The 12,959-nt window shown below is 35.0% G+C and carries 10 protein-coding genes and 1 pseudogene; 3 read left to right on the plus strand and 8 right to left on the minus strand.

Going from position 1 to position 12,959, the window contains the following annotated elements; translation table 11 throughout:
• Positions 1-48: 48 nt before the first annotated feature.
• The 7 genes from AMET_RS24500 to AMET_RS17415 all read right to left on the minus strand — a co-directional run bounded on the left by AMET_RS24500 (position 49) and on the right by AMET_RS17415 (position 10,449).
• Complete coding sequence (locus tag AMET_RS24500) at positions 49-4,896, minus strand: M20/M25/M40 family metallo-hydrolase (RefSeq protein WP_012064628.1); 4,848 nt, start codon at positions 4,894-4,896, stop codon at positions 49-51.
• A gap of 177 nt (positions 4,897-5,073) precedes the next feature.
• Positions 5,074-5,430, minus strand: coding sequence for a hypothetical protein (locus AMET_RS17390; protein WP_041720984.1), 357 nt, complete (start codon positions 5,428-5,430; stop codon positions 5,074-5,076).
• 369 nt (positions 5,431-5,799) lie between these two features.
• Positions 5,800-7,581 carry a cobaltochelatase CobT-related protein gene (locus AMET_RS17395; RefSeq protein ID WP_012064630.1) on the minus strand — a complete coding sequence of 594 codons (1,782 nt, stop codon included), beginning with the start codon at positions 7,579-7,581 and terminating at the stop codon, positions 5,800-5,802.
• A 12-nt stretch (positions 7,582-7,593) separates the two neighbouring features.
• Positions 7,594-8,517 (minus strand): AAA family ATPase, encoded by a 924-nt coding sequence (locus tag AMET_RS17400; RefSeq protein ID WP_012064631.1) that lies wholly within the window; start codon positions 8,515-8,517, stop codon positions 7,594-7,596.
• A 284-nt stretch (positions 8,518-8,801) separates the two neighbouring features.
• Positions 8,802-9,206: a metal ABC transporter solute-binding protein, Zn/Mn family gene (locus tag AMET_RS17405; protein WP_041720986.1), complete on the minus strand. Its 405-nt coding sequence runs from the start codon at positions 9,204-9,206 to the stop codon at positions 8,802-8,804.
• A gap of 30 nt (positions 9,207-9,236) precedes the next feature.
• Positions 9,237-9,458, minus strand: coding sequence for a hypothetical protein (locus tag AMET_RS26375; RefSeq protein ID WP_012064633.1), 222 nt, complete (start codon positions 9,456-9,458; stop codon positions 9,237-9,239).
• 160 nt (positions 9,459-9,618) lie between these two features.
• Positions 9,619-10,449 (minus strand): histidinol-phosphatase HisJ family protein, encoded by an 831-nt coding sequence (locus tag AMET_RS17415; RefSeq protein WP_012064634.1) that lies wholly within the window; start codon positions 10,447-10,449, stop codon positions 9,619-9,621.
• Positions 10,450-10,846: 397 nt separating this feature from the next.
• Here AMET_RS17415 and yedE point away from each other — a divergent pair, with 397 nt between their 5' ends.
• The 3 genes from yedE to AMET_RS17430 are packed head-to-tail and all read left to right on the plus strand — an operon-like array spanning position 10,847 to position 12,443.
• Positions 10,847-11,953, plus strand: a complete 1,107-nt coding sequence (gene yedE / locus AMET_RS17420; protein WP_012064635.1) for a YedE family putative selenium transporter — start codon at positions 10,847-10,849, stop codon at positions 11,951-11,953.
• Positions 11,946-12,158, plus strand: a complete 213-nt coding sequence (locus AMET_RS17425; RefSeq protein WP_012064636.1) for a sulfurtransferase TusA family protein — start codon at positions 11,946-11,948, stop codon at positions 12,156-12,158. Before yedE ends, AMET_RS17425 begins: the two co-directional genes overlap by 8 nt.
• A gap of 9 nt (positions 12,159-12,167) precedes the next feature.
• Entirely contained in the window at positions 12,168-12,443 is a 276-nt protein-coding gene (locus AMET_RS17430; protein ID WP_041720989.1) for a DUF3343 domain-containing protein, read from the plus strand.
• Between the two features lie 159 nt (positions 12,444-12,602).
• Here AMET_RS17430 and AMET_RS25915 read toward each other — a convergent pair.
• A pseudogene (locus AMET_RS25915) lies at positions 12,603-12,782 on the minus strand (IS4-like element ISAme1 family transposase); the annotation flags it as partial.
• Positions 12,783-12,959: the final 177 nt, after the last annotated feature.

A 12,959-nucleotide genomic window follows, 5' to 3' on the forward strand; every position in this document is an offset into this window, starting at 1 on the left:
TAAAAAAACTCTCCCAATAAATTGAGAGAGTTTTTACTCTTAGATAGATTAAAATAGGCTTTTGACGATGACAGTGACTGCTTCTGCCCTTGTGGCATTGGCTTTAGGTCTATAAGTATTGTCCTGATATCCACTTATAATATTGTTTTCAGATGCCGTATTTACAGCTCCTAATGCCCATGAGGATATTTGATCCCGATCAATAAAACTTGTGGTACCTTCCGTAATCTCTAACTTGGTTGCTTTTACGATCATAATTGTCATTTGCTCTCTAGTAATCGAATCATTGGCTCCAAAGGTGGTGTCATTATATCCTGATACGATACCGTGTTCCGCTGCTGCAGCTATATAATCCTTTGCCCAGTGGTTTGCTGTATCATTGAATATTTTCCCATTTGTTGATTCAAATCCAAAAGCCTTTACCAATACTGTTGCAAATTCAGCTCTAGTAATATTATTACTTGGCTTAAATGACCCATCACTATATCCACTGATAGCTCCTAATTCTACAAGCCTTTCAATATTACTTTCTGCCCAGTGACCTTTAATATCAATGAAGCTCACTGCTGGCTTTTCTTCCTTTTGAACTTCATCTGCCGGTTTTTCTTCCTCTAGAACGTCATCTGTTGTTTTCTCTAATGCAAGAACAGCAAACTTTGTAAAGTGATCAGTATCACCACTAACAGTTCCGTTTTTTAAGTCTACTCCAATATTATCTAATTCAATCCATTCATTAGTTTCTTCATCTAACCAGAAGATAGCAATTCTGTATTTATCCATGTCAACCTTTGATTTATCAAAAGGAAGTGTAATGGTTACTGGTTTATCAAAGCTTCCTGCAACATCCTTGGTAATTTCAAATACATCTCCTACCAACTTCAATGTCCCACTAAAAGGTAGGGAAGAAACATTTGTCAATCTGTCTATTGTGATGGTGACATCCCTAGATATAGCGTTAGTTGATAGCACTACACTTACTCCTTTAGCTGTAACAGTACCACCTCTTAAGGCAGAAATTCTATTGCTTGGAGTGGATGACCCGCCACTGGAACGACTAGGAGTGCTAGGATCTTCTGGCAAATCATAGTCAATGGCAGTTGCATCATAAATAGCATTTGCTAACATTCTAAACTGATGTTGTGGATGTGCCCTATTATGAATATGATTTGCAAATAAAGTAACGTTTGAATCTCCTACCTTATCGGATATAATATAGGCTTTGCCTCTTACTCCCGAATGATTTCTCCACCAGCCCGCCTTAAAATAGTCATCTCTATCAACAATTGTAGCTAATACGGTAGAAGTAGTTGGTACAGACGCTATCCAAGAAGCAGACTTGTTGAATAGTATTTCCTCTTCCTGATACCTGCCTGTAATCACGTGGTCAGTATCAACAATAGCTCTTAATGCACCTTCATAGGAGGATGCAGCAGTTCTGCCTCTTTCCACTCCAGGAAGAAGATTACTTGACTGCATAGAAGCTATGGCATTACCACCAATTCCAATATAATGGGCCCCATTTTGTATAGCGGTTTTAATAACACCTGCATTGGCATTTCCAGTAGCATCAACTATTATATCTGCTTCAGTATAGGAATCTACCCTATTAAAGCCTAATAGATCATCTACCACATAGTTCAATTCACTATTATATACCACAACCTTAGACTTTTGTAGAAGCTTTGTTTTTGTTGTCTTACTGTATGGTATAGTCTCTAAATAATAATTGTCTTTTACTGTCTCTAAGTCAACTTTAGACACAACAAAGTCACCTTTCTCATATTCATTGTCATCTCCATAAATCATTCTTACTTGTTTGCCCTTTGACAATAATTTATTTACAGCTTTTATTACATCGTTATTGGTATTTTGAATCACATACTCTACAGCATTTCCTTGTACAATACTTGTAGGAATCGTAACCTCTGTTACACGATTGGTTTTTCCTCCAAACACACCTGCAGTTCTTACCTCATATCGATCAAAGCCTCTCATGTCATGGAGAAGAGCTGTCGTTTCAGCATACATAGCTGACCAATCGGAATAATCTACTCCGTCATACAACACTGCATTGGCATAACCCCTCTTTGCTTGTCGCATCGGTATAATAAATGCTCCTGCAGGATAGGTTATCTCTCCTACTGTTACTGCTTGTGTCGATTTTTCTACTTTAACACCATTTCGCAATAGATATTCAACCATTTCGTAAGTAGCTAAATTATTTTTTTGTAAGCTACTATTTATAGGCATTACATAATACTCTGGAAAGAAATTCTCATTTTCGCCTCTTAGTCTTCCCATTTCTTCACCATTGGCTCTAACTAAATAGGAATCTACAGCTCGGTTATCTTCTCCATTTACTCCACGTCTGTATATTTCTAGTTGATTCCTAAATAACTTATCTTTGTTATCTAATACATGTTTGATAGAACCAAGACCTGCATAAACGAAAGCATCATGGGAGTGTCCATTAAGCTCTGGTATCTCTATGGTATGTCCCATAGCCCCCTGCATCATAGCGTACATTGCACCGTATACTATACTTGCATCATCCCAGCCACTGCTATAGTAATCCTTTGCAATAACATAATTATCATATTTAGTATTGCTTATACCTGCTGTTCCCATGGCATGGGCATGATCAAACATACCATCCATGAGTATGTCATATTCAAAGTTTGGTTCATGGGGAGGTGTACACGGTTCTATTAAAAAGGCAGATACAAAACCATGGAGATCGTTAAATATCATCGGTGACCATTGAGCAATCTCTGCAACAGAAACCTTTGTCTCAACCTGAGTCTGAAAGCTCATGTCACGATTCAAATCAAAACCTGTAACCGTTCCTCTTGTAGTATGATATCTACCATCAGGGTTTTGAGTTACAAGAAATAAGAAAATAAAGTTCTCTAGAATCTCTTCTACATCCAACTCAATTGTAACTTCGTTTCCATCAGCATCCTTCGTTTTAAATTCAATTATATCCTCTTTTGCTAGTCTCTCAATTAATTCCATTTGAGCATCTACTCCAGGGGTTTCATCTGGATGGAGGTTGTTGAACCATATGACTGGCTTATACTTTCCAATGGTTCCATTGTCTATCTTATCCATTAATTCCTTCGGATTCTCAAGCATAGTTGGTAATAGTTGATTTTGATAAGTATCTAAGTCTGCTTTACTCTTAGCCACCATGACGAATGGAATTTCTCTACCTTCATAGGATTTTCCTAGTGACTTATATTCCAAGTATCTTTCTGAGCTCGCTGAGTCTATGATTTTTTCAATAGCAGGTTTAATTTCATCATATTTATGATAGGTGTCATATACATTTATTTTTAGTGGTGTACTGACTTCTATGTCTTCAATAGTATCCTTTACTGTAAAATCATAGTTTCCTATTAAATCTTCAATTCTTCTTCTTACAGCGCCCCCACTTAAGTTTGCTGTATCATAGGGTAAACCAAAGCTTAGTGTTGCCTTCACATAATCCTTATCAATATAGGGTTCTTCAGTAAAAGTAATAAAAGGAGCACCTGTATATTGTTGTTGTGATGAATTGTACTTTTGCCATTGAGAAAGGGTTAATTCTCCCAATGTCCACTCTAAATCATCTAAGTTTGGAAGATAACCCAAGTTTACAACAACCTCTATGTCCCTTTCCTCTGTCAATGAAACAAAATTATTACTTAGGGTTACCCCTACTTCTTCAGCTTCATCTGGTGGGGCAATGTTTAACAACAATTGATAAAGCAAGGTTGTAAATGTCTCTAGCCTTTCCTCTACTCTACCTGGAAATTTTTCCATAAGGAAGTCGAGATTGTCCATATCTGTATGCCAAATTGGTCCATATGCAGCAGTTTGATTATAACCATCTTTGTCACCCTCTTCCCAATTGCTTGCTTCAAAAGCAGCTACTGGTATTCCCACCTTGGCAAAAGGCGCATGGTCACTCCAAGCTCCAGTTGATCCTGCTGGAAAAGCATCAAATATATCTAATCCTGGATTTGTCTCAACATTTAAGTTCCACGTTTCTGCTAATGCTAAGGCTTGATCTCTAATCCATCCATCTTCTTCAGAACCATATCGTTCTCTTATTTGTTCCGTGCTGTAGTTAAAATCTGTAATGATCCCCCCGTGAACATACATCTTATCTCCTGCGATAAGACTATCTAAGTTAATCATACCGACGGTATTTTCTATTTCTTCTTCTGTCATTTTGTTGGCATGATATGTAGAACCACCCAAGCCCTCTTCTTCAGCTCCAAAGGCTATAAATTTGATAGTGTAGTCGGTTTCCATGTGTTTTAACATTTCTGCTACTTCCAGCATAACCCCGACTCCTGAAGCATTGTCATCTGCCCCAATGGCATTTGGAACCGAGTCATAATGAGCACCTACAATAACCTGTTTAGAAGATATTCCAGGTTTTATGGCAATTATATTGTTAGAAGGATAGTTTGTCCCTTCCCTGGTATGAGTAAAGGGTTGAAGGGTTGTCTCATACCCAATTCGTTGGAACTGTTCTTTAATATACTCACCAGCTTGCTCCTCGTAAACTGTAGCAGTCACTCTAGTACCTATATTTGTTGTAATATATACGATGTGTCCATAGGCTTTCTCAACAACAGTTTTCGGTTCTTCAGTCATAAGCAATTGTGGAGAAAACTCTGGGAGTGACATTAAGCTAAAAGTGTCCTCTCCATACATGCTCTCTGGAGCGTATACAGCCCCAAATGGATTTCCACCCTTTCCTAGTTCTTCTCCTTCAGGCCCAATTTCACTGTACCTGTCGCTATGCTCGAACATTTTGGATGAGTCTAAGGCAAATACCGAAGACATCATCATAGATAAAATCATAATCAGAACCATCATTAATGCTAATCGTTTCTTAAACATAAAAATACCCCCTTCTTTAATTTATTATTTATATTAAGAGGAATCAGAGGTAAATTATATTGCTATTTCCTCCTGATATACCCTAAATATCTTCTCGTTTTCCATGATTTTGCTTTTAAAGTATAAAACTCTCCTCTCTAGGCCTTAGCCTCCATAGGCTTTTACTACCTTCTATTTTCACATCTCTCTCAATTTCGAAAACAAATCCCCATCTATCTTCCACCCCCCATAGTCAGTTTGTAGGAAGAACTGTATTTCCATTTCATTTTCCTTAAATTCTAGCAGCACTTCTGCAAATGCTTGATTTTTTTCTTTACAAACACATATGTTTTTAATTGCTTTTAAATATCCAAGTTCAATGCTATAATCAGAATGAATAAGAAAATAATTTAATGGTATAGCTCTTTGAAAGCTACTATCCAGAAAGCTATATATTTTTAATAAATCATTCTGATAATAAGCTTCATAAAAATCTATCAATAGATTTTCAATTTGTTTGTTATCATTCATAAAATCAATTATTTTCTTTGTCATTTTTTCACCTCTTATCAGCTTCATATCTCAAAATTCTTATTTATAAGGCTTGGAACAAACTTCCAAAATAATATGTGCACACTTTAAATATATAGCTTATCCTATGCATATTGTGTTGAAATGCGTTGTCGTTTAATAGTTTTTTGGACAATCTTGGGGATGGTTCTAAAATTTTAAATTTAGACTGAAAAGCAACAGAAACAAGCGACCCCATACAACATGTGGGAATGGCTTGTTTCAAATTTTTGCAGGACAAAATAAAACCACCTACAGATAAAAATTTTTTTATCAATAGATGGTATAGTATTTGTTGGAGGCGATGCGCTACAAGTAAAACGTCCCCGCGTCACTACCCTAAGACAGCTGCTTTTAATAATTTTCTATAATTCTTTTTAAATAGGTTCCCACTATGTCAGAGAATTTTTCTATATTTCTAGCGTATACAAAATCTTTCCCATAAATTAGTTTTTCCGCCTCAAGTTCCTCTTCTTTTCCTGTAAATACACCAAAAAGTAAAATTCCATTTTTTCTAGCCTTTCTTACTTCAAGTGCAGTATCTTTTATTGCCGTCATTCCTTTATAGAATGCTTCTCCTCTTATAGTTCTTGTATTATCTTTTGAAATTTTTACATCATTGGGCTTTCCATCGCTTAGAACAATTAATATTTTATTTTCTTCACTTCTATTTAACAGACCTTGACATACAGCTTGAATGGCCAGCCCATCCCTATTGTTTCCAGCAGAAAAGTATTCAAATATATTTTCATTTTCACTTCGTGGAGAGGTATAATCTCTAAATCTTCTAAGAATGGTATAGTCTAATAAATTACAAAAACTCATTACCCTATTTGGAATTCCTGCAAGCGTTAATCCCTCTGATATAATATATCCTTGAGTAGCCACTTTTCCTTGTCGAGCTACTTGAGATCCACTTGCATCTAGTAAAATATCTACCACATATCCACCTTTTTGATTGTCTATCACTTTTGTAAATACTTTTGGTTTTTCACTTCTTCCAACTCTCCAAAGCTTATTTACAGCCAATAGTCCACTATCAGAAGAAACGATTGTATTTTCTTGCTCTGCTGTTAATGTTTTTAAGATCACTTCTTTTAGTTTTATAATGTTTCTTCTATGCACCTTTATATTGTCTCTAAACCCAGACAAGTTTTTCTCCTTTTGCTTTGTTACATACTTTATTTGAAATGTATTATCGCAAGGAGATCGTAAAACCCCTTCTGTAAAATGAACTCTACACCCTTCATGTACATTTCTGCAGACTTTTTTTTCAATTCTTTTTAGTTCTTCTTTTGTAATACAGGATTTACCATAATAGTGTTCTATTTTTCCATAAATTTTCTCTACCATTTCTTGATCAATAGATAGAACTCTGTTTTCATTTGGATTGGTAAGACTCTCCTGCTTTAAGTCCCCTATAGACTCTACCAAAAGAGAAGATTGCATTCCATCTACTGCCTCTGAAATAGAGGTATCTTCTTCATATAATTCTTCATACATAAAAGAAGCAAAGCTTTGCTCTTGTGTATATTCTTCTTTTACTTTATTTTCTTCTTCCATTTCATATAGAAAAGTTGGATTCTCTTGCATATCTTTAAAATGTGCAAGATATAAAGCATCTATATTTTCTAAAAGCCCTAGGGTATTCTCTACATCTTTACATTTTTTTATATCTGAAATTAATTTTTTTACCTTTGTATCAAAACTTGCATGTTTTCCCATTTGTTCTAGTACCAAGGCATACTTTGCTTTTTCCATAAAAGTGTTTAGTTTTATTCTAAAATACTGATCAAGTAAATCTTCTTGTCCTTTTTTCCTTATATCTTCTATTCCAGGTCTTTCGTTGATAAGCCTTTCCTCAACCATTACATCAGCACACATCTCCACAAGGGGAACAATCAAGTCTTGATCTACACCATTTTGTATTCTATGATTTAAATACTTTTTTATCATGTTCCAGTCTATGTATTTTCTTCTGGCCCCTGCCTTAGCAGCATAATACACAGCTAAATCTTTGGAGGTTTTTGTAAATCTTTCTAATTCATCTAATTCCTGATCATAATCTCCGCATATGGTCCACATCAGATTTGTAAGCCTATTTTCAAAATCGTATTCTCCATATATCCAATTCATAGTACTCCCCCATTAACTAGATGGAAAAATATCTTTTGCTTCCCACTTTTCCGGTATTCTAGTTCTTATTACATCTTCTACAATTTCTTTTTCAAATTGATCAAAGGTTTTCCCTGTTACGCCCATATTTATTGCAAGTCTAGGCTTAAGCCCTCTTTTTACAGTTTTAATACTCCCGATTATTCCTCTTAAATCCACAGCTTTTGTAGATATTTCAGAGTTTTGTGCTTTTGTTTGTAGATCTAAAAATATTCCTGCAAACTGCTTTAATTTATCTTCATAAGCATCTTCAAATTCTAATTTTAGTATGGTCATTAATTTTTCTTCTTCTATTTGTGGTATATCTATCACCATAAATCTAGAAACCAATGCTTCATTTAATTCTTTTGTTCCTGCATACTCATAATTCATTGTTCCAATAAATCTTGTTGCTTCATGAAGCTTAATTTTTTCGTAGCCTGGAACATCTATGATCTTTCTATAATCTAGTGCGGAGTGCAGTACAACAATGGCATCATTTTTTGCCATATTAATTTCATCAAATACTCCAAATCCCCCATATGTTGCACATTCATAAACTGCACCTCTTCTTAACCTTACCTCATTATCTATAAAGGTATCGGTTCCTATAAGACTTGAACTGTCTGTATTGACATGAAAAGATACATTCCATTGAGGTCTTGCAAATATAGCACATAAATTGTCAGAAAGGACATTTTTTCCTGTCGATTTTGGCCCTGAGAGCAAAATGTTTTCGCCTTCCAAAATTGCAGCAATGCACATAGACCATATTTCTTTTCCATAAAAAAATTTTTTAGGATCGGGAATTCTATCCTTTACCGCCTCGTTTATCTGATAATACTTTCTAAAACTAAGCACATCTTGTATCAACTTTTCTTCTATTCCTTGTTTTCTTAAAAAATCAAATATATCCATAGTATTCCACCCTCTATACTTATTAATATTTTTTCTTATCTCTAGTATTTTTTTAAGCCATTTTACAATTTCAAAATCCAAAAATCACTTTGCATACTACCTATTTTAGAAAGCACATTTTTTTTAATGTTGCTTGGTATCTACACATAGTATATCATACCCTCTCTGGTTACAGAATTCATTTTTGATAATTATTAGACAATCTCAGGGGCGGTTCACCTCCAATTCGCCATTGTGAGATCTTTAATTTATATTATTTAAAGCTGTTACTTACTTTATAACTTTTAAAAATCAGCGATGATCTCTTCATAACTTTGAATTGCATAAGCCCTTCCCTGCTCCGTGAGCTTAATGATGTTATTTTCTTCAATAATATAATTGGCATTGGGTATTTTCTGACTTTTCATTCTTTGAAAGACCTCACCCAGTTTACTTTCTAGTTGTAATCCGTTATACACCAAAAGATCCGCTGATTGGATCGTATTGACATCACCGGCACTGGCATTGTACAAATGGGGGTCAATTCCTGGCCCCATTAGACCTGTCACAGTCACGTATTCTCCGCCAATCACAGAAACTAGATCCGCTAGCATCGTTCTGGTTGCAACCACTTGGTATTTATCATTACTGTCATCTTGACTCGATGGGCTGCATCCAGCTACCACCACAGCCAACAAGGTAAACATCATTAAAAAAATCATCCATTTTCAAATTATTTTTTATTCTTCATCTAATTCTATAAACAAATACTGTGCAATCTTATATCCCAAAGCTATTTTTTTATTTTTCAATTCTAAGGTGATGACCTCACTCATTTGATCAATGTTGGCCACTATCCCTATGAAGCGATCCCCCAACTCAAGTTCAAAATAGTTGAAATAACTGTTCTTTAAAATACCTTGAGATTCAAAGTTGCACTTAATTCTATTTTTTTGAGCCACACTACACGAGAAACCCAGACATACAAAAAAGCCGTATATCATCTGGCTTTTTATATGTCTGGGTTTAATTGATAGGGCAGTCTGACGTCCCTATGTCTTCCCCTATGTCTTCCAAACATAAAAGAATCTCAATTATTAAATAAGCTGCTTTTGAATGGCCTTAAATAACCAGTTTGTAATACTTATCCTTAGAAGTGATAGCCTCAAAATTGGCTACTCGTTTATCAAAAACCGTAATATATCTAAATCCAACATCCCTTAGCATATCTATGGCTAAGCTTAAACCTTCACCAACATCCTTAGCGTAATGGGCATCGGAACCAATCGTTACAATTTCCCCACCGAGTTCTTTATAGAAACTTACTATATCAAAATCTGGCATAAATCTATTCATGGGTTCACGAAGACCCGAAGTATTAATTTCAATACCCTTACCATTATTAATTAAAATCTTAAAAATCTCTTCTAGTTGTTCCTGATAAGGACGTATAGAAATGGTGATGCCTTGTCTACTTGCATATCTTTTGATAAGGTCAAAATGACCTACGCAGTCAAATTGATTATCCTTAACCATTGATAATACTTCCTTTAAATATTTTCTACAAATGATATCTAAATTTTCTAGATCATAGTTAATCTGATTTACATCTATATCATGGATGTCTTTATGAGCGGAACCAATAATATAATCAAAATTTACTTTAGCTTTAACCCCTCTAATTAAACTAGAATAATGATGGGGTTGTCCTAACTCAACACCCTGACGGATCTTTAGCTTCCCATCTAACTTTTCATTTAAGTTTTCTATAGATACTAGTTGGTCTATAGGATTGTAGTAAGTGTATTCATTGTCTACAGAGGTTGGCTCAAAATGATCTGTAATAACGATCTCCTTGAGTCCTTTGGTAATAGCTGAATGAGCAATGTCTTCAAGTTTAGCGCTACTATCAGATGAATATTGAGAATGAATATGGTAATCAACAAGTTTCATAATCTGCCTCCTCGTACTTTACTTTAAATACATTGTACTATTCCTATGTTAATACCCCATTAAAGGACTGTTAAGTTTAGAATAATTATACTCTCATCGCCATTTTTTAACAGAAACTTTACCTAATATTTAAAGATATGATTTAATTGAAAAAATCAGTGTGATTGAGGGATAGGGGACGGGGGGACGCAAACCGCCCTAAATTGCATTATTATTCTATTAAGGGACAATATCCTCTTCTTAATTATTTCCCATACTACAAACATCGTTTTACTATTGTATAAAATCACTCTATTGTCTTATGAAAACATATCGTAAATTTCAATTTCTAAGTTTGTTAAAAATTTAATATAATTGAAATTGAGATTGAAATTATAATTGAATGGGGGTTATGTAGATGAACAATGACAAAATAAAAGTAATTGCATCCGGAGGAGTCATTGGCCTATTGGCAGCAATACTAGTGAAGTTTGGAAATCCTGTCAATATGGGCATATGCGTTGCATGCTTTTTTAGAGATATTGCAGGAGGTTTAGGATTACATAGGGCTGCAGTTGTACAGTATCTAAGACCAGAGGTTCCTGGATTTATTCTAGGATCCTTTGCTATGGCAAAAGCAAAAGGTGAATTTAAGCCTAGGGGGGGATCTTCACCATTGCTACGTTTTATACTTGGCTTTTTCTTAATGATAGGAGCTCTTGTATTTTTAGGTTGTCCACTAAGGATGATTTTGCGTCTTGCTAATGGTGATTTAAATGCGATTTTAGGCCTTCTAGGTTATGTTGCTGGAATTTGGATTGGTATCCAGTTTTTAAAGGGTGGCTTTACTTTAGGCAAAAGTATAAAGCAGCCTGCAGTTTCTGGTTACACCATGCCAGTATTTGTAGTGATACTTTTAATATTTTTGGTAACAGCTCCATCCTTTATCTATTTCAGTGAAGCTGGACCTGGATCCATGGTTGCACCTATATCAATAGCTTTAGCGGCTGGACTTATAGTAGGTGCCATGTTGCAGAGAACAAGACTTTGTACAGCTGGAGGCATCAGAGATATTCTATTAATCAAAGATTTTCATTATTTCTGGGGACTTATTGGTATATTTGTATTTGCATTATTAGGTAATCTTCTTTTTAACTTTGAAACCTTTAAAATAGGCTTTGAAGGTCAGCCCATAGCTCATAATGCCCACCTGTGGAACTTTCTTGGTATGGCTTTAGCTGGTGTTTGCGCTGTTTTCTTAGGGGGTTGCCCCTTACGCCAAAGTATTTTAGCAGGAGAAGGAGATATAGATGCTACCGTCACTATCTTTGGTTTAATGGCAGGGGCTGCATTTGCTCATAATTTTGGTCTAGCGGCAAGTCCTGCAGGAGTAGGACTAAATGGAAAAGTGGCTGTTATTGTAGGATTTATCGTAGTTATTGCTATTGGATACGGTGTTATTAAAAGTTTAGAGAAACATGAAACGACTACTGCTATCAAAAAGGGAGTTGGGGCTAATGTATAAAATTGTAGATGCTAGAGGTAGATCCTGTCCAGAGCCTGTTGTTATGACAAAACAAGCCGTTGAAAATTATTCTGGTGAAACTATTCAAGTATTAGTTGATGCTATAGTTGCTGTAGAAAATATAAAAAGATTTGCATCCAACCAAGGATTTAAAGTAAATGTGTTAGAAAATGATGAGGACTATGAAATATTAATAGAAAAATAGGTGATTAAAATGGGAACTTTTTATTGTGTATTGACCTTTCATACTACGCATCACGCTTTAAATGCTGAGGTCATTTTGAAGAAAAAAAGTATACCAGTTAAGCTAATGCCTGTCCCTCGACAGGTTAGCTCTAGTTGTGGTATAGCAGCAGAAATTCCTTGCTCTATGAAAGAAGAATTATTGGGTATTTGTCATAGATATGGTGTTGAAATTGACGACTTTCATAGTATTGAAAAAGAGAATAAATGTGGTCTTTTAGATAAAATGCTTGGGATCATTAAGTAGGTCATTATTGGTAGGGACAGAGGGATAGGACACTTGTCCCAAATCACACATAAGAGTGTAATTGATCGAAGTTAAAATGGACAGTAAATCTATCCCTCTTTAATTGTATGTTATTTACATAGATGTCTATTTTTATATAATGAAATCATAGGCGTTAACCTAAGCAATATTTTGGAAATTACTTTCGAGAAAAAAGTATTCCTGCAGTATTTCCAACGTTGTTTTTCGCTGACGCTTATCATGTAAACTTTTTCTACTCATTTTCTTAAAAAGCCTTTCAAGAAAATAAATATTTGGTATTGTTAATTGAAGCTTTAGGGCTATATCATTAGTGCGAATGTCAGTGAATTATTTTACCAGTTACAATCCTGTAATAAAACTAACTAAGTCACTATTAACAAATAATTTTATGGCATTTCATTCTCATTTATAATTTATAAATTTATATTCTGCTGTGTAGGCACCTTTGGCGAGTACTTTTAAGGGTTTGCCTTGATCGAATCTAATACTGGTGGT

The organism is Alkaliphilus metalliredigens QYMF, from assembly GCF_000016985.1.
In the GTDB taxonomy this organism is placed as follows: domain Bacteria; phylum Bacillota; class Clostridia; order Peptostreptococcales; family Natronincolaceae; genus Alkaliphilus_A; species Alkaliphilus_A metalliredigens.

Excerpts from the sequence above, each read along its gene's own strand:
- AMET_RS24500 (WP_012064628.1), bottom strand. The coding sequence starts at position 4,896 with ATGTTTAAGAAACGATTAGCATTAATGATGGTTCTGATTATGATTTTA.
- AMET_RS17390 (WP_041720984.1), bottom strand. The coding sequence starts at position 5,430 with ATGACAAAGAAAATAATTGATTTTATGAATGATAACAAACAAATTGAA.
- AMET_RS17395 (WP_012064630.1), bottom strand. The coding sequence starts at position 7,581 with ATGAATTGGATATATGGAGAATACGATTTTGAAAATAGGCTTACAAAT.
- AMET_RS17400 (WP_012064631.1), bottom strand. The coding sequence starts at position 8,517 with ATGGATATATTTGATTTTTTAAGAAAACAAGGAATAGAAGAAAAGTTG.
- AMET_RS17405 (WP_041720986.1), bottom strand. The coding sequence starts at position 9,206 with ATGATGTTTACCTTGTTGGCTGTGGTGGTAGCTGGATGCAGCCCATCG.
- AMET_RS17415 (WP_012064634.1), bottom strand. The coding sequence starts at position 10,449 with ATGAAACTTGTTGATTACCATATTCATTCTCAATATTCATCTGATAGT.
- yedE (WP_012064635.1), top strand. The coding sequence starts at position 10,847 with ATGAACAATGACAAAATAAAAGTAATTGCATCCGGAGGAGTCATTGGC.
- AMET_RS17425 (WP_012064636.1), top strand. The coding sequence starts at position 11,946 with ATGTATAAAATTGTAGATGCTAGAGGTAGATCCTGTCCAGAGCCTGTT.
- AMET_RS17430 (WP_041720989.1), top strand. The coding sequence starts at position 12,168 with ATGGGAACTTTTTATTGTGTATTGACCTTTCATACTACGCATCACGCT.